Consider the following 17,361-nt stretch of genomic DNA (forward strand, 5'->3'; position numbering starts at 1 on the left):
TATACTTTTCAGGTTTGATGTAGTGACTTATCACCCCATCACGTATTTGGTTATCATCGCCAAACACACCAGTACAATCAATGGTCGAATCAGCTTACTACCGCCTTTGACCACCATATGAGAACCGAAATATGCCCCTACGGCTTGCCCAACCATCATCGCCAGTCCCACTTTCCACAAAACGTTGCCGCCCAAGATAAAAAATATCAGCGAGCCAATATTGGTAGAGAGATTCAACACTTTTGCAGCGCCTGTCGCTTCGATAATCTGACGACCACGCAAAGCCACATTACCCAGCGCAAAGAACATTCCGGTTCCTGGGCCGATATAACCATCATAAAAACCAATTAATGGCGCAGCGACTTTTTGCCATGTACTTTCTGAAATACGCGGTGTCGCCTCTACCTCGCCAAGTTTAGGAGCAAACAACGTATAAATACCAATAGCCGCAATCAAAAAAGGAATCAGCTTTTCAAGCAGATCCGGCGGTGACATTTGCACCGCAATCGTCCCGATGACCGAACCAATAAAAGCGGCAATAATAGCAACCTTGATGCGCTGAGGTTTGATGACGCCTTTTCTAATCATCGTAACGGACGCTGCTAATGCACCCGCAGCCGCTTGTAATTTATTGGTGCCTAGCGTCAAGACAGGTGGCACATTGGCAAGCAGCAAGGCGGGTATGGTCAACAAACCGCCACCACCAGCGATAGCGTCGATAAAGCCTGCCAACGCTGCCACAGCGGTGAGCATTAAAATAATCTCTAAAGAGAGCGAGACGTCCATGACACTGACCTTCAAAATTTATAATAAAAAAGAAAAAGCTTTAAAAAGCCAAACGGAAATGTCGCTATTGGTTGGGCAGTAGCATTGCTAACTTGTATTAAAGCGCTCACTGAGCTTTATGTCACGTCGCTCATTATAAAGATAAAACCGTAAAAAAATCCAAAAACCCAGCAAATTCTGCTAAATTTGTTTAGGGCATGTTCAATATTCGACCTAGGCGGCGTTGACCTAAAAAATTTTAACGACTTGCAACTACTTTGTCGGTTATATCCCCTTTATAATATCGCTATCACGAATATATTCTGACGTACTGATAACTTTTGGTTAGTGTATTTTGTTGTCTATATGAATAAGAGTATGAGAAACTGTTCCTATCTGTCTGCCACCTCGTTATAAGCGGTGGCATAGATACTTGAAATTATTTTAATAAATTGTATTTAGCAAATGAGGATGATATGGCAATACGAAGGATTAAGGCGTTTTTTCAATTTGAGGCAGCAGGCGGCATTGTTTTAGCATTGGCCGCCGTTGCTGCAATGATCGTTGCCAACTCCCCTCTCAATGTATGGTACGAAAGCTTTATCCACGCACCTGTCGCCATTCAAATCGGCGAATTCGCGATTGCCAAAGATGCTCATCACTGGATCAATGACGGTCTGATGGCGATTTTCTTTTTCTTAGTTGGTCTTGAGCTCAAGCGTGAAGTTTTGATCGGTGAACTCTCTAACGTCAAACAAATCATTTTGCCAGCGGGTGCAGCACTGGGCGGCATGATTATGCCAGCAGTGGTTTACCTGCTCTTTAATTATAATGAGCCTGAGTTTTGGAAAGGGTGGGCCATTCCTGCAGCGACTGATATTGCGTTTGCCCTCGGTATATTGAGCCTACTCGGTAACCGCGTCCCTAACTCCCTAAAAGTGTTTTTGGTATCCATCGCTATTTTTGATGATATTGGTGCAATTTTAATTATTGCCTTATTTTATACCAGTGATTTGTCGTTAGGGTCATTGGCAGTGGCGGGCCTATGTCTGCCGTTCTTGTATCTTCTTAATCGCCGCAACGTTACCAATATCACGCCGTATCTACTCATCGGTGTCATCATGTGGATTGCAGTGCTCAAATCTGGTATCCATGCCACCTTGGCAGGGGTAGTCTTAGCTTTATTTATTCCGATGTTTGATCGTACCGATCCTGAGCATTCCCCAGTTGAAGAGCTGGAGCATGATTTACACAACACGGTGGCCTTCGGTATCTTGCCATTGTTCGCGTTTGCCAACGCGGGTATCTCTCTCAAAGGCGCAGGCTTCGCTGAATTATTCCATTCTGTGCCACTTGGTATTGCGGCTGGTTTATTCATCGGTAAGCAACTAGGCGTGATGATTATGTGCTGGTTGATATTTAAGCTTGGCCTCTCAACCATGCCAAAAGGTATGAATTACAAGCAAATCTACGGTGCTGCTCTATTATGCGGCGTGGGCTTTACCATGAGCTTGTTCATCGGTGGCTTGGCATTTGCTGGTGACACCCCAATGTTCGATGAGCGCCTAGGTATTATCATGGGCTCGATTGTCTCTGGTATCGCAGGTTATATCATGCTCAAGGTGAGCCTAAAAGACAATGTCAGCGGCACATCGGTAGATTTGACTCGTCCGCATTGAGGCAAGGCCTAATCATAAGAGCAATTGATAAATATGGATTCAATTAATATGACGAATAAAGAGTCTGCGAATACGTTAAACAAACAACCGCTAGCAGACTCTTATCAGCGTCATGGACGTACCACTGCTGTCGATGACCATAGTGATCTGCAAGTTTTAAGGCGGATTAAGCGTTATTTATTGCCAAAAGACTTTGCTATCTCACAAGATTCACTCAATGAGATGGTCGCCGGTTACGATATTGGCGACCCATTAGCAGATGCTTTAGCTGCCGATGGTATTCGTTTTGCCAATCCTTTGCAGCAACATATCATTACTAGCATCAGTAATAATACCAATATCAGCAATAATACCAAGGACGATCTCAAAAACAATTCGTCTTTTAGCGCGTTAACCGAGCAGTTTAGTAGCCACCCTGACTGGTTCGATCCCAAGCTTGCACAAATTGGTGCAGTCGCCTATCGACGCTACCCACTGATGTTGATTTGGCTCTTGCGTAATGTCGCGCTGATGGCAGGTTATAGTATTCCTGCGCTCTCGCTGCCACTGATTCAGACTGGCGCACTGATGCACGATGCTCTACCACGCCTGATGCGTACCTATGCTTATATCCTAGCCGTCTCTGAGCACCCACAATCGAATATGAGTGCGCGTCATGATCGCAAGCCTATTGAGCAAGTATTGGCCATTGGCTCTGAAGGATGGCGGCAATCTATCAAGGTACGTCAAATTCATACCTTAGTCCGTCGAAACCTACTCAACGGAAAAGGCAATGCTGCTAAAGGCGTCATAGCGGAGATCGATCAGCATCACAATCCTGATGGTAGCTGGAATACGGCCTATTGGGGTGTGCCGATTAATCAGACCGATATGATTGCCACCCATTTGCAGTTTTCATTGTTGATTATGCGCGGACTACGGCTGCTTGGCGCACGCATTAGCAAGGAGGAAGCCGAAGGTATTTTGCATCTATGGAACCTTGCCAGCTATTGGATGGGAGTTGATCTACAGCGCCTACCAAAGAATGAGGCGGCATCTTGGGAGTGGTTATATACGTATTTATCCATTCAGCAGCTTGATTTTAAAATGGGACAACCATTGGCAAAAGCCTTACATGACTTACCGCGTCAGCTTATGGGTGAGGACAATCGCCGAGGTCGCTTTGTGGAGATGGTCAATGCCAGCGTGACGCGTACCTTAGTCGGCGATGATATTGGCGATGGATTGGATTTACCAAAATCAAAGATACGTTTTGGCGTACTGTCCTCCGTGCCCATCTTGTTTGCACTTGATACAGCACGCCAGCACAATCAAACTGTTGATAAAAAATTAGAAGCATTCCGTGCCAAACGCCAAGACAATATGAACTGGTGGCTAAAGAAAAATGATGACTACTATAAATAATTATCGGTATAAATAAGTACCGATATAGATAGATACAGAACCTAAGAAATAGCCCATCAAAGTTACCAACAAAACCTTCCGAGAGGCGACCATTAAGCAATAAAGAATCAATTCAAGCGATTGTATTTAAATGAAGACACGCCTAGTTAAGACCCTCTAAAGACGGGTATTCTGTATGCGGTAATACCATTCAAGCTGCCGATCAAAGCCTGTTTCTAGCAAACTGGCAATGACTCGCCCAGTCAGACCCCAGACTGTCTCACCATCAACTTGCCAGCTGGGGGTGAGCATGGTCGCGGTTTGATCTTGCATTGTGTACTCTACCGCATACTCGACCGTAGGCTGAGTAAGTAACGACTCAAAATCTGCCCAAAATATGCGTGAGATTTCTCCTGGTTCGGGCACAAGTACCAAATCTGGTGCAATGAGCGCCACAATTGGGCGTACACTCATGCCACTTTTTGACGTTTGTATAGGCAGTTGACCGAGCAATTGGACTTTATTAGGTGGCAGCGCTGTCTCCTCGCAAGCTTCGCGTAAGGCAGTAACGACATTATTACCATCGCTTACTTCATACTTACCACCTGCACAGGACACTTCACCAGCATGGCTATTCATATGTGCGGCGCGGCGTGTCAGTAGTAGTTTAGGATGGCGTTCATGAGTGATAGCCACCAGTATTGATGCATCTGCAATCGGTGTCTGATATAGGCTATCTAAAATTCGCGCACTATGAGAGGTATCATAAGCGTTATATAACGCTGGACTGGTAACTGCATTTAACGTCTCACATTGTATCCGCTCAGCCAATTTTCTGAGCGTTGGATAACGAATAAACGTTGGCACAGCGACTGACAATTCATCAAAAATTATAGACTGTGTGGGAAGTAACATTATAATTGCCCTGTATTTTTATCAGTGTTCCATCTCAACACGATAGGCTTTGCATAAATAAAATCTCAAAAAATAAAACGTATCGTGAGTCAAATATCTAAATTTATCAAATTTTATTTAGTATGTGTTGATAGTCAAGCCTAGCGCAAACTGGCGACGACTGCCTACACTTTATGTGACTGAGCTGCTCTATAAGTTGCTCTCACCATTGCACTGTAAAACATAAATCACTAATATCGCAAAAATGTGCTGTTTTTGTCATCTATGTCAGTACGCTCAGAATTTGTGTTATCTTAAGATTAAAACCTATTGTTAGATAAAAGACCAATAGGCTGTCGTCATACTATTACTATAGAACGAAAACGATTATTCTCAAAATAACCCCATTCTCATTTGTCATTACATAAGGCAGCTTATATGAGCTATTGTCTACAATGCGGTCATGAAGTAGAACGTAAAATACCACCCACGGATAATGCGCCACGTTTGGTGTGCCCAAATTGTCATTATATTCACTATGAAAACCCAAAGGTGATTTGTGGTTCACTCGTCATTCATGAAAACCGAGTGCTGCTCTGTCGCCGTGCTATTGAACCGCAGTACGGGCTATGGACTCTGCCAGCCGGTTTTATGGAAAATGGCGAAACGATGGCTGAAGGTGCGGCGCGTGAGAGCTATGAAGAGGCAGAAGCTGTCGTGATCAATCCTCAGTTATATTGCCTATATGACATTCCTGATATCAGTCAAATCTATAGTATCTACATAGCAGAGTTAAAAGACGGCGCTTATGGTATTGGCTCTGAAAGTCTTGACTGTGCTTTATTTGCTGAAGAGGATATTCCATGGGATAAAATTGCTTTTGAAGCGGTGCGTCGTACCTTAAAAAGCTATTTTGAAGACCGTCAGCATCTCGGCAGTCATGATCAATTTCCGATTCATCAAGATTATATCGGCAAAGACCAAAGTATTAAACGCTACTAAAATGATTAAATACGACTAAAAAAACGCTTTGCAACACTATTATCAAAACACCCTAAAAACACTACGGCACTGCTGATATCAATTTTTCTTGCTTGCTGTGCCTGCGCAGACAGAGGCTGCAAAAAATTGATATCAGCAGTGCGTGATGTATCGATCTTACTTTTCAATAACTGTAGCTATCAAGAATGACTATCAAAAATAAAACCGCCGCTTTCATTTCGAATAATGAAAGCGGCGGTTTTTTATATCGCAGTTAAGTTATTAAACTTTCATTGATTAGCTCTTAATTTTACAAACTTTAAAGCCAAGCTCTTTCACCTTGCTTTCTTTATCATACGGCGCTAAGACCGCACGCACGTGTTTTTGACCTTGCAAGTACTGTTTCGCCACACGCTGTAAGTCTGCAACCGTCACGGCTAAAATTGCCGCTCGCATTTTACGCTGCCAATCAACACCGCGATGATGCAAGTTAGCAAAGCAGGCTTTGATTGCCTCGCCCGCTGGAGAGCCTGGCTTATCCATACCTGAAACGATACCTAGAATGGCTTCTTCTAGCTGCTCATCCGTTTGCGGCTCATTTAATAGCCACTCAATACTGGCATCAAAGTGAGCAAAGGTTTCTGTACATTGTGGATCACGGTAGCTAAAGAACTTGAACGCACAAGCATTGGCATCATAACCTGCACCGCCGCCATAAGCACCGCCGCGCTCACGAATGGCACTATGTAAATAACCATTACGCAGATAGGGCGCTAGCACCATCAACGCAGCAGTATCAGGATGGTCAGCGGCAGGCACGGTATAAGCGCTGGCGTTGTGATAAACGTTGGTCGGAACCAGCCATGCTAAATCTTCAACATCGATTGTCACATTTTTAATATCAGTGTCATTCTCTTCTGCTTTTGCAGCCTCTTTTTCGCCGTTGAGAGCCAAATCAAGCTGTAGATCTACAAACTCACGCGGGATATTGGCATCAATATCACTATTAGAGTTAGTTAGCTTTTCAGCAAGCGCTGGCGCACGACTGTCTTTCCAGTTGTCCACAATTAAGTTGCTGAGACGCTCAGTTTGCTCAGCTTCACAGATAATAACGGCATGTTTAGGCAAGCTAACCAGACGTTGATGTAAGTCCATCAAGCCAGTTGCCAGCTGATCCCATTGCGTATCATCCGTGCTAGCATAGGTTAAAAAGTCTTTTAGTGCATTGAGTGCAGGCAGACCGCTACGTACATATTCTAGCTGCGCTTGACGACTCATGCCGCGACTGGCGGTTTGCATCGCATATGAATGCCCAGAACCCGCTAGGTTTGATTGCCAGCCAGCTTGGCGCTGCTGCAAAATCTCTTTAATGCGGTCATGCTCAGTGAAGATACTGTGCTCCATGACTTCTTTGAGCAAATCAATCGCTTCAGGCTTACGGTTAAGCGCGCGCGTTGCCACCACAAAGTAGCTGCTAATAGACTGGCTATCATCGATATTGGTACGTTGGCTGATACGCGCCGTCACACCTGATGAATGCGCCGCTTGCTTGGCTTGCATTTCGTGAGCGCTCAGCGAATCGGTACCCAACTCTGATAGCAGGCTCAGATAGATTGGCAGTAATGGATGATTAATGACGTCGTTAACGGGTAACTGGTCATTTTTGTTTCCACCAATCGCATCGGTCAATGGTACGATTACTTGATAATAATAGATACCATTGGTGCCTGCTTCATATTCAAATAAGGTGCTGTCTTGTCCACTTAAGCGTACCGTTTTTTGCGTGCCTTGTTTAAAGCTAATGTCCGTTGGTACATCTTCTAAACCAACTTTTGGCAATAAGCTTAAATCATCAGGTGCAGCTTGGCGCGCGGCCAAGTCCAACGCTTGCTTATGTAAAATATCTTTATCATCAGCCGTCAAATCCATCGCGATAGTGTCCAGACGAATTTGCTCTGCTGCGGCAAGAAGCGCTGATTTTTCACTGTCTGGTGTCAAGGTAACGCGTACACGGTGGTTATTTTCAATCAAGTGTTTTTTGATTAAATTGGGCAGCCACTGCTTATCCTGAACTTGTTCACGTAACCATTGCAAGTGCTCATCAACTTCCCACACATCGATAGGATTGCCATCATGAATAGCAGTACTAAAGCCCTCTAGCATCAAGTTCAAACCATAAGGCATGCTGTCGCCACCGATATGACGTTGATCAATTTCTATCTGATGCAAAATAGTTTCGATGGTCTCATCATCGACAGGTTTGCTCGCCACTTCAGTCAGCAAATCTATAATACCCTGCTCGACCGCTTCAGCATGCTCAGGGTTTGAGCCACGCAAGCCGGTATAAAACACCATTTCATAATGGCTATCATCAAGCCCCAATAGTGGGCTTGGTGCTTTACCTAACGGATGACTGTCAAGATAAGCGCGCAGCGGCGAACCGGCATGTTCGACCAGTACACCTTCTAACAAACGCAACGCCAAGCGCTGTTTTGGATCGGTGATAGACGGCAACAACCAAGCAACCACATGGTGCGTTTGATCTGGACCCGCTTCGTCGGCGGTATAAGTGTCAGTTGCGCTAATCGGCGCAGAGAAGCGCTGCTCTGGACGCGATACGTGCTTTTTACCTGCTTCAAATTGGATTAAGGCATCTTCATGAATTTTCACCTGCGTTTGGGCAACTGGGATATTACCAAAACTCATAATAACGCTGTTCGACGGATGGTAATGGCTTTGGTGAAAGTCAACCAACTCGGTGTGCGTTAAGTCTGGAATCTGAGCAGGATCGCCACCTGAATTATAATGATAAGTGGTCGTTGGAAATAAATGATGGGCAACGGCATGATATAGCTGATCAATTTCGCCACTCATCGCGCCTTTCATCTCATTAAATACAATCCCTTTAAACTGTGGCTTGTCGTCGCTATCCAGCTCAACACGGATGCCTTCTTGGGCAAAATCAAGCGGATGAATATTGGGGAAAAATGACGCGTCAAGATAAACCGCCAATAGATTAAAGTAATCGTTTTTGTTTTGTGTCGCATACGGATATGCCGTCCAATCAGCGGCGGTCATCGCATTCATAAAAGTATTGAGCGAGCGCTTAATCATCGAAAAAAACGGATCACGTACTGGAAACTTCTCAGAACCACACAAGGCCACGTGCTCTAAAATATGCGCCTCGCCTTTTGAATCCATAGGCTGAGTACGAAAGCCCACCAAAAAAGCATTTTCGTCACTTGGGTGTGCCAAATGGTAATGCATCGCGCCCGTTTTGACATGCTGACTGATCAACACATCCATCGAAAGCGCGTCAATATGGCGATGCTCAATCAGCTCAAACGCTGGATGCAAGGTTAAGTCAGCAGTAAATAGCGTGTCAGTCATAGTCTTCCTTATAAAGCGTTTTAACCCAGTAAATATTAGTGTGACGCTGCATTAAAAATCGCACGTCGTGTGGCTTACTTGGATCAAAACCAATAATGAATAAAAATAGTAAGTATAAAATAAGCCGTGTTATCAGTCATCGATAGCAATCGATGCAGACAGACCTTTTGGATAATTTTTGGTTTGGGTAATTTTGGGTAGAATTCGTATTCAATGGCTACCTATTTTATGGCAGTGCTTCATCAATCAATAGGAATTTGCCTAACGATATTAGATGGGGCTAAGCGTTCGATAAGTCAAGATGCACTATAAAAGATAAGACATAAAGACTCAATCCCAAACTAGCCACACCTTTAAATCAAGGTGCTTACACTCAATGAACTTAGTTTAGGGCATGTTTGAGTATTCACAAATAGGCACTGCTGATGGCTAAAATAGCGCCAGACAAGGAGCAAGTCGACGATAATGTTAATACCTTAGCGAGACTTGTAACGTAGTATGGGGCAATTTTAGCATCAGCCCTGAGGACGGAGTAAGCAAAGTACTGCTTTGCCCGTCCGCAAGACAAGAGCTATGCTCGCAGTGAGGACAGAACTCTTTTTTGCCGCTTCATTGTTAAAAAAAGACGCTTAGAATGACTAAACTTACGATTTTTAACGTCGAATCGCCCAAAAAATAGTCTCTGTCAGTGCCATGGTTGAAGGATCAAACACGCCCTAATTATAATCAAACCCCTATAAATCCGCTACATCGTCACCTCCGCTTGATGTACTACTTATACTATCTGTGCGTGGCTTCCTTGTATCGAAATTATTCGGATTCGACTATATGTTACTTAACAGCAGGCATTAGTAATGCTATAGTTATAATCATCTGTCACAAGGAGCCGCTCATGAGTTATCAACATATTTTATTGGTTACCGACCTAATGTCCGATGCCGATATAGTCGCCCAAAAAGCCAAACGTATCGTCGAAAACCGTCCTAACTCCAAACTATCGGTATTGCATATTGTAAAAGATACCATGGTTGGTTTCGGCTATGAGCTGGTGCCAGCCTCGAGCTTGTACGATCAGATTGATGATGAACGTTGCCAAGAAGCACGTGCTAAGCTGGCGCAGTTTTTGGAGCGTAACGAGTTACAAGCGGTTAACTCCGAAGTGACTACTGCCATCTCTAGCAGCGAAGGTATCGTCAATTATTGCCACAAGCATGAGGTTGATTTATTGGTCATCGGTCGTCATAACCGTCATGGCATTGCAGCATGGCTAAGCGGCGCTACTGCAGACAATATCCTGCCAAATGTACCTTGTGATAGCTTAGTGGTTAGACTCGATAAATCAGTCGAAAAGTAGCTTAGTCATTTAATCAAAATGGTACCTTTAAAAAGCGTCCTATAGCAAGTTGCTATAGGACGCTTTTTATTATATGTCCTTAATCATTATTCTTCTGTCAAAATATCAATGAAAGTCTGCCAAATGGCATTTTGATGACGAGCCTTATGCCAGACCAACCACCATGTCCGCGATAGATCGATACCCACCACCTTTACTTGTAGTAATTTTTCTGATGCCAGCTCTGTCTCGATAACATGCTGCGATAGGCAGCCAAGACCGATATCTGCCATTACCATGTGCTTGATCGCCTCTGATTGTTGAATCGCCATCACCACTTCTGCGTTGGGTAAATACTTGAGCAATTGCTCGTCGATAATCTGCCGAGTACCCGATCCCGCTTCACGAACCAATAGCGGCAGCTGCGCCAGTTGTTCAACATTAAGCTCATAGCAGTTATCAGCGTCGTTATACGCTGCCATATTTGTCAGCCACTGACTATCACGCTTGGCAAAAATCATCAAAGTATCGGTTCGCCAAGCCCGTTGCTCAATCGCTTTCATATCTGTCGGACGCGGCATCCCTTCTACTAACGCAATATCAATATTTAACTGCTCAACCTCACTGACCACTTCTTGAGTATTGGCAATATACATATCCACATTGGCATCTGGTAATACTTTATATAGCTTAGCGAGCAGCGGCGGCAGTACATAATTGCCAATAGTGGTGCTTGCACCAATAGTAATTTGCCCTGCTTGGTGCTTGTGATAATGCTCCAGCGTCAACGCTTGACCCAAAATCGCTTGCGCCTGCACATAGATAGGATGGGCATTGGGATGTTGATTGAGCCTGCGCCCGACGCGCTCAAACAATGGCATTTGTAGTCTAGATTCCAACTCAGTCAAGGCGCTACTAACCGCCGATTGCGATAAGTGCAACGCCTCGCTGGCTCGACTGGTGCTACCCGTCTGGTAAATACTGACAAAGACAGATAACTGTTTAAGCGTAATTTTCGGTAGTGTCTGCACAGCTTTCTTCATTTTTTTGATCCTGCCTTAATGTATTTTAATCATATATACATCATTAACCTAAAAAACTGATAGTTTCTATCTTATCAATCTGTTTTTATTATAGATCAACCTGTCTTATACTGTCTAATCATAAGCTTATGCTTATCTCGATTATAAATGATAGGACAGCCAGTCATGCATACCTTGACCCAAACCGTTACCAACTACTGCCCGAAGAATCGCCATCTAGTAGGACTAATGGTGGTATTTATAGGCAGCTTGTTTTGTTTATGGCTTAATATGAGCCTCGATACTTGGACAGGTGGACGTATTGTTGGACTGTCTGCGTTAACGTTGGCTATTTTGCTTGGTATGGTACTGGGCAATACCGTTTACCCCAATGTTGCTGACCGCTTAGATGCAGGCGTGGCTTTTGCCAAAGGTGAGATTTTACGACTTGCCATCATGTTTTATGGCTTTAAGCTGACATTGACCCAAGTATCCAGCGTGGGTATGCCTGCAGTTATGACCGATGCCCTCGTATTGACATCGACCTTTTTACTCACGTATTGGATAGGAACACGGTGGCTAAAAGTTGATAAACAGACGACGCTGTTGATTGGTTCGGGCGCAAGTATTTGCGGAGCAGCGGCGGTGATTGCCGCAGAGCCAGTCGTCAAAGCGGAAGCGCATAAGGTGACTATCGCCGTGGCGACGGTGGTGGTTTTTGGTACTATCGCCATGCTCCTCTATCCCTTTTTGTATCATTTGGGCTGGTTGCAACCTTGGCTGAATGCCGAACAGTATGGCATTTATACTGGCTCGACCATTCATGAAGTGGCACAAGTGGTGGTCGCTGGTAATGCCATTGGTAACGAGGTTGGTGATACGGCAGTCGTCACCAAGATGATACGGGTCATGATGCTCGCCCCTTTTTTACTGATATTGTCTTTCGCTTTAACCAAAGGCGATAACGACAATGGCAAAAAACACTCATTAATGAATCGCATTCAACAGGTCAAAGTCCCTTGGTTCGCTTTTATCTTTATTGCTATCGTAATATTACACACTTGGATACCGATGAGTGAAGGATTTGAGCGTAGCATGGTCAGGCTCGATGATCTATTGCTAACGATGGCCATGTTTGCGCTTGGCTTGACCACCCATCTGAGTGCCATTAAACAAGCTGGCGTCAAACCACTCATTTTGGGTGCGATTATGTTTACTTGGCTTATCGTTGGCGGCGGGTTAATTAATATTGGGATTGGTTTGATTTAGTAGATCAACCTATCTAATCCACTTCACATTAGAGCGTGTCCTCAATTCAAGCGAGTGTATCTAAATGAGTTAAAAATGAGGACACGCTTTAGCTTGCTTCACATTATATATAATCAAAAAGACCTACAACTATCACCATATTAGTCAATAAAAAGTAATATCGACACATCACGTACTGCTGATATCAATTTTTTTTGCTTGCTGTGCCTGCGCAGACAGAGGCTGCAAAAAATTGATATCAGCAGTAGCGTAGCGTTTTTAGGCCATTTTGAATATAGTTCGTAGTTATGTCTGCTCTAGAAACTGATACCAGTAATACTTGGCTTAAACTGTAAGTCTTCACAATTATTAAAATAGTAGATTTTTACTGATATACAAAAGCTGATACTAAATCGCAGACGAAAAAAAACGAACCCGAAGGTTCGCTTTTTAAACATCTATTTATCTAGCATTCATCTATAAAAAGACGAATTAGATAGCAACGATGTTATGTGCTTGTGGGCCTTTTTGGCCTTGAGTTACAGTGAACTCAACTTCTTGGCCTTCAGCCAAAGTTTTGAAACCTGAACCAGTGATTTCGCTGTAATGAGCAAAAACGTCTGCGCCAGTTTCTGGAGCGATAAAACCAAAGCCTTTAGCTTCGTTGAACCACTTAACTGTACCTTTTTGAGTATCTGACATATTGATAATCCTACTTTTTAATTTATTAATGGCCTAGTGACCGGTAACGCTTGCAAATAGCTACTGAACGATAAATATTAAAACGAAGGATTATAACTAATACTACGAGGTAATGATTTGGTGCAGAACTGCTCTTAAGCTTGAGCGTATTATAAGGGCAACATCCGCTTATCGCAAGTCTTATCTGATATTTCATGTAACTGAAGTCAGTTTTTCACTGTTTTTGGGCATAATTGCAACGATTTTAGGCATTTGGCAAACGGAACAGATATACCGCTACCCCACTACAGACGGCTGCTACCAGCCATGCCATCCACATCATGTCGGCAGGCAACCGATAAAACAACATACTCGTTGATAAGGTCATCATTATTGTGGCCAACCACTTGGCATACAGCGGTACTGCATGATTTTTTTCCCAATCACGGACGAATTTGCCAAAATATTTTTGGTTAATTAGCCAAAAATGGAAGCGCCGTGAACTACGCGCCCAACATCCTGCTGCTAATAGTATGAATGGCGCGGTCGGCATGACAGGCAACACAGCGCCAATAATTCCTAATACAAAGAACACCCAGCCAAGTATTAAAAATGCCCAGCGTACTGTCGGATTATTATGTTGGTTGGTTTTTGGTCGATAATAAAAGGCTTTTTTGTTTTGGCTCATAAAATTGGTGTCGTTAGCAATATGAATAATAGAAATGAGGCAGTTCTGCACCTTTAAAAGGGTGGACTGCCTATTATAGTTAAATAAGCATGCAATATCGTTGAAAGCGGTACAAGGCTATTTTTATAAGCTTTTTGCTATTGCTAGGTATCTTTGGTTGGGGATTGAGTAAGTACTAAAACATAAATCTCGCTAATTTATATCCAGTTTGATTGAGTCACAATAAGTCTGACGCATTTATCTCACGTGCCTCTTTTGCCTATAGTATTGTCAAATTAACAACTACTCGAAATACATTTGCATCACGGCTTACAAGTCATTTATGATGTTAGCTCGTTACCACTCAATCTTGTCGGGGTGCTTTGATTCTATACTGTTGACACAGTCAAAATCATCGCTGAGAAACACCCGTGAACCTGAAGCAGTTAGCACTGACGTAGGAAACAAGCGTGACATGTTTTAATAAATCTCTAAGCGATGCGTTCATGTGGTTATGCATCTGACCTTGAGGTTTTGCCTTTCTTGTTTTATCTAAACAGTATCAGTCTGATTGTTTCCCCATAATCAAAAAGGAAACAACAATGCCGCCAACCAACCAGCTTACGCTGACCCTCGAATGGTTTTTGAACCCTGATCACCTGCCTTTTATCGCTGGTGTGACCACGGGCGCTTATACAAAAGCAGGACTTGATATCACTATTATTGAGCCTGATGACCATTATGATGGCTTTGCCGAATTGCAAAAGCAAACGATCGATCTCCATGTGAACGAGCCAATTCATTTGTTTGAACATTACGTGCCTAACTTGCGTGCGCTGGGCTGCTTTTTTGAGACCGATGGCGGCATATTGATGCAACGCGCCAGTATGGATAAATTAAAAAACAATCAACCTATCCGCATTTGTACGCCTGCTGCCGAAGAAAAAACCAATCGCATTGGCTTTGAGATTTTAGCGCGTTATGCGAAGAAAAACGGCTTTAGTATCAGCCGTGATAATGTGACCTTTGTCCAAAAAGACTTTTATCATATAAAAAACCTGCAACAAGACCCCAGTCTCGATGGCGCATGGTTATGCTTTTATAACTTTGAGGGCGTTGAAGCGACCCATGAAGGGTTGGACTTTATTTTTATCGATCAGCATTTATCGCCCTATCCTAACTTTTCGGCGTTAGAAATTCTCACAACTGATGAGATTTATACTGAAAAGAAAGCCGCGATAGATACCCTTATCCAAGTGACCAACCAGATGACGGAGCTGTGTAAAAATGATCCAAACACAGCCCACCGTATGTATTATGACTATAGCAAAACCGAGGCGGATGCGCTGATGGACGCCATTATTGATAATACGCTGGGCAGATTGATCACACCAATCAAACCGAGTTCGGATAAGTGGCAAGCGTTACGTGAGATGCTGGCAGAGATTGATATCGTAACCTTAACGGATAAACAGTATCAGTCGCTTTGGGCGTTATAGAGGTTAAGCAGTTTTGAATAATAAAAAACCGCCATAGTGTTTACTGTGGCGGTTTTCTTTGAGTCAAATTAAGCGAATATAAAGCAGCTGATATCCATCTCGATTAGATTTTGGTAAGTGAACTTAAGCGTAATGCGCGCGATGTCATCAACAGTAAGGTTGCTTAACGGTAAGCATTATCCGATGGTGAGATGCTTCATGGGATTCCTTACGTTAGAGTAGAATTCTTTTAGAGATAATATAGAGTAGTTATCGACACAAAAAGCCCACTTACAGTCCAGATTGTAAGCAGTTTTTTTATCCCATATGCTAATATAAAGAGTTAACATAATTTCGTATTTATACTTTATAAGTTACTTAAATAATCTATCACATTGGGACAATAGCGATGCATGTCATGAAATCCAGATCTATAATTTTACTAACGCTAAGTGCGCTTACTCCATTGATAGTGAGCTGCGTGAGTCTTGATAAACCAATCAAAAACAATGCCATAGATTTGGTTGCGACTACTAAAAACCAGCCAACTACTACGCATACACTTCCTATTACTCACTTCCCTGCCTCACTGCCCAAAGACTGTAATGACGGCGCGGCAAAGCTCTATGACGAATGCGCTGATCAAGTCAGCATTCTAAAGGATGCTATCAGTGCTGCACGTACAGAGAACAAAAAAGTACTGATTGTCTATGGCGGTGAGTGGTGTATCTGGTGTCATGTTTTAGATAATTATTTTAAAGGTAAATTTAGAGCTTTTGATTATGAATGGCGCGATGATGATGGTGACATTCAAACGTGGGCGATGCGTGAGCAAATCTCTCGAAATGAAATCAAAGATGCAAAACTTCTAAATGAATATGTTGCCAATAACTTTGTGATAACACATATCGATAACTCATATGCTAATGGTAACGAAGCGATCGAAATGACTGGTTTTGATCCTGCAAATATTTATTACTATCCCTTTATTGTAGCGCTAGATAGTAATGGTAAATACGCAAGCAACATGGTATCTACCAGTGCCATCAAAGGCTTTGAAGTACGCCAAAGTGGCGATGAAGAGTTTCGTGGTTATGACCGACGTATACTGCTTGACCAGCTCAAAAAGCTCAAGACGGACGCTTCTATCGAAATTAAGAGTCAATAATATAAGAATAAGTAAAAACTGCTACCGCGTTTGCTGTAGCAGTTTTTACTTATTCGTATCAAATCGACTTTTTAATTATTAATTAATAGTAAATAAATCATAGGCGCAACAGAGGTCAAGATGCTAATTATTGCTAGAAGTAATGTAAATGAAAAATTAGACAACGAAGACTATAATGTTGCGTTTTTAAATCCTGAACAAAGCTATGAAGTCATTGGAATAGAGTATGGATACTTTCGTGTCGTTCTAGACAATCTAGATGCAGCAATGGTTCACCCTATCTATTGTGATGTCCAAAACTATAAAAACGTTAGCCTATGGGTGCAAAAAATTGATGATGATAACTTTCATTTTACACCTACAGAATTTGACAGCTATCCTTATTTTTTTGAGCGTTTCCACGATGGTGAAATAGAATGTGTTAATACGTATATGCATTACCTAGGTATACTGTTTGGTGTACTTTCGCTAAAAAATACGATATACGAACTATACCTTAAAGCTGTTAGCAACGAAAAGTTCATCATAAGCTACTGGCTCAAAGAGTGGATGAAAAGCTTGTTTAAAGCAGAAAAAGCAATAGATTTAAGGCAATTTAGTAAAGCAGACTGGCAGCAAAAGCTAGCAGAATTTTTTGAGTAATAAAAAACCGCTCATCATTAAATTGTGAGC

General features: G+C 42.8%; 14 protein-coding genes and 1 riboswitch. Of the genes, 8 read left to right on the forward strand and 6 right to left on the reverse strand.

Annotated elements, in window-relative coordinates; all coding sequences use genetic code 11:
* Positions 1–30 precede the first annotated feature (30 nt).
* Positions 31–786: a TSUP family transporter gene (locus JMX48_RS01340; RefSeq protein ID WP_201533431.1), complete on the reverse strand. Its 756-nt coding sequence runs from the start codon at positions 784–786 to the stop codon at positions 31–33.
* 455 nt (positions 787–1,241) lie between these two features.
* Between JMX48_RS01340 and nhaA the strand changes: the two genes are divergently transcribed.
* Both nhaA and JMX48_RS01350 read left to right on the forward strand, forming a co-directional pair.
* Positions 1,242–2,444: a Na+/H+ antiporter NhaA gene (gene nhaA, locus JMX48_RS01345; RefSeq protein WP_201533433.1), complete on the forward strand. Its 1,203-nt coding sequence runs from the start codon at positions 1,242–1,244 to the stop codon at positions 2,442–2,444.
* A 48-nt stretch (positions 2,445–2,492) separates the two neighbouring features.
* On the forward strand, positions 2,493–3,848 hold the full coding sequence (locus JMX48_RS01350; protein WP_265088755.1) for an oxygenase MpaB family protein: 1,356 nt from the start codon (positions 2,493–2,495) through the stop codon (positions 3,846–3,848).
* Between the two features lie 156 nt (positions 3,849–4,004).
* On the opposite strand, the gene JMX48_RS01355 is transcribed toward JMX48_RS01350, so the two are convergent.
* Positions 4,005–4,742 carry an NUDIX hydrolase gene (locus JMX48_RS01355; RefSeq protein ID WP_201533437.1) on the reverse strand — a complete coding sequence of 246 codons (738 nt, stop codon included), beginning with the start codon at positions 4,740–4,742 and terminating at the stop codon, positions 4,005–4,007.
* Positions 4,743–5,159: 417 nt separating this feature from the next.
* Between JMX48_RS01355 and JMX48_RS01360 the strand changes: the two genes are divergently transcribed.
* Positions 5,160–5,723, forward strand: coding sequence for an NUDIX hydrolase (locus JMX48_RS01360; protein ID WP_201533439.1), 564 nt, complete (start codon positions 5,160–5,162; stop codon positions 5,721–5,723).
* 276 nt (positions 5,724–5,999) lie between these two features.
* Here JMX48_RS01360 and JMX48_RS01365 read toward each other — a convergent pair whose 3' ends face one another.
* Complete coding sequence (locus JMX48_RS01365; RefSeq protein WP_201533440.1) at positions 6,000–9,092, reverse strand: insulinase family protein; 3,093 nt, start codon at positions 9,090–9,092, stop codon at positions 6,000–6,002.
* 892 nt (positions 9,093–9,984) lie between these two features.
* Here JMX48_RS01365 and JMX48_RS01370 point away from each other — a divergent pair.
* Positions 9,985–10,446, forward strand: a complete 462-nt coding sequence (locus tag JMX48_RS01370) for a universal stress protein (protein WP_201533441.1) — start codon at positions 9,985–9,987, stop codon at positions 10,444–10,446.
* An 86-nt stretch (positions 10,447–10,532) separates the two neighbouring features.
* Here JMX48_RS01370 and JMX48_RS01375 read toward each other — a convergent pair whose 3' ends face one another.
* A complete protein-coding gene (locus JMX48_RS01375; RefSeq protein ID WP_201533442.1) occupies positions 10,533–11,468 on the reverse strand; it encodes a LysR substrate-binding domain-containing protein in 936 nt (311 codons plus the stop codon).
* A gap of 165 nt (positions 11,469–11,633) precedes the next feature.
* Here JMX48_RS01375 and JMX48_RS01380 point away from each other — a divergent pair, with 165 nt between their 5' ends.
* Complete coding sequence (locus JMX48_RS01380; RefSeq protein WP_201533443.1) at positions 11,634–12,716, forward strand: YeiH family protein; 1,083 nt, start codon at positions 11,634–11,636, stop codon at positions 12,714–12,716.
* Between the two features lie 471 nt (positions 12,717–13,187).
* Here JMX48_RS01380 and JMX48_RS01385 read toward each other — a convergent pair whose 3' ends face one another.
* Together JMX48_RS01385 and JMX48_RS01390 are read right to left on the reverse strand one after the other, a co-directional pair.
* Positions 13,188–13,397 carry a cold-shock protein gene (locus JMX48_RS01385; protein ID WP_010201661.1) on the reverse strand — a complete coding sequence of 70 codons (210 nt, stop codon included), beginning with the start codon at positions 13,395–13,397 and terminating at the stop codon, positions 13,188–13,190.
* A 244-nt stretch (positions 13,398–13,641) separates the two neighbouring features.
* Positions 13,642–14,064 carry a YbaN family protein gene (locus tag JMX48_RS01390; protein ID WP_201533444.1) on the reverse strand — a complete coding sequence of 141 codons (423 nt, stop codon included), beginning with the start codon at positions 14,062–14,064 and terminating at the stop codon, positions 13,642–13,644.
* 343 nt (positions 14,065–14,407) lie between these two features.
* Positions 14,408–14,524, forward strand: a riboswitch (TPP riboswitch).
* A 121-nt stretch (positions 14,525–14,645) separates the two neighbouring features.
* Between JMX48_RS01390 and JMX48_RS01395 the strand changes: the two genes are divergently transcribed.
* The 3 genes from JMX48_RS01395 to JMX48_RS01405 all read left to right on the forward strand — a co-directional run bounded on the left by JMX48_RS01395 (position 14,646) and on the right by JMX48_RS01405 (position 17,331).
* Positions 14,646–15,542: an ABC transporter substrate-binding protein gene (locus JMX48_RS01395; RefSeq protein ID WP_201533445.1), complete on the forward strand. Its 897-nt coding sequence runs from the start codon at positions 14,646–14,648 to the stop codon at positions 15,540–15,542.
* A gap of 460 nt (positions 15,543–16,002) precedes the next feature.
* Positions 16,003–16,689, forward strand: a complete 687-nt coding sequence (locus JMX48_RS01400; protein ID WP_201533447.1) for a DUF255 domain-containing protein — start codon at positions 16,003–16,005, stop codon at positions 16,687–16,689.
* A gap of 120 nt (positions 16,690–16,809) precedes the next feature.
* A complete protein-coding gene (locus JMX48_RS01405) occupies positions 16,810–17,331 on the forward strand; it encodes a hypothetical protein (protein ID WP_201533449.1) in 522 nt (173 codons plus the stop codon).
* Positions 17,332–17,361 lie beyond the last annotated feature (30 nt).

It is taken from the genome of Psychrobacter immobilis, assembly GCF_904846225.1.
GTDB classification, from domain to species: Bacteria; Pseudomonadota; Gammaproteobacteria; order Pseudomonadales; family Moraxellaceae; genus Psychrobacter; species Psychrobacter immobilis_F.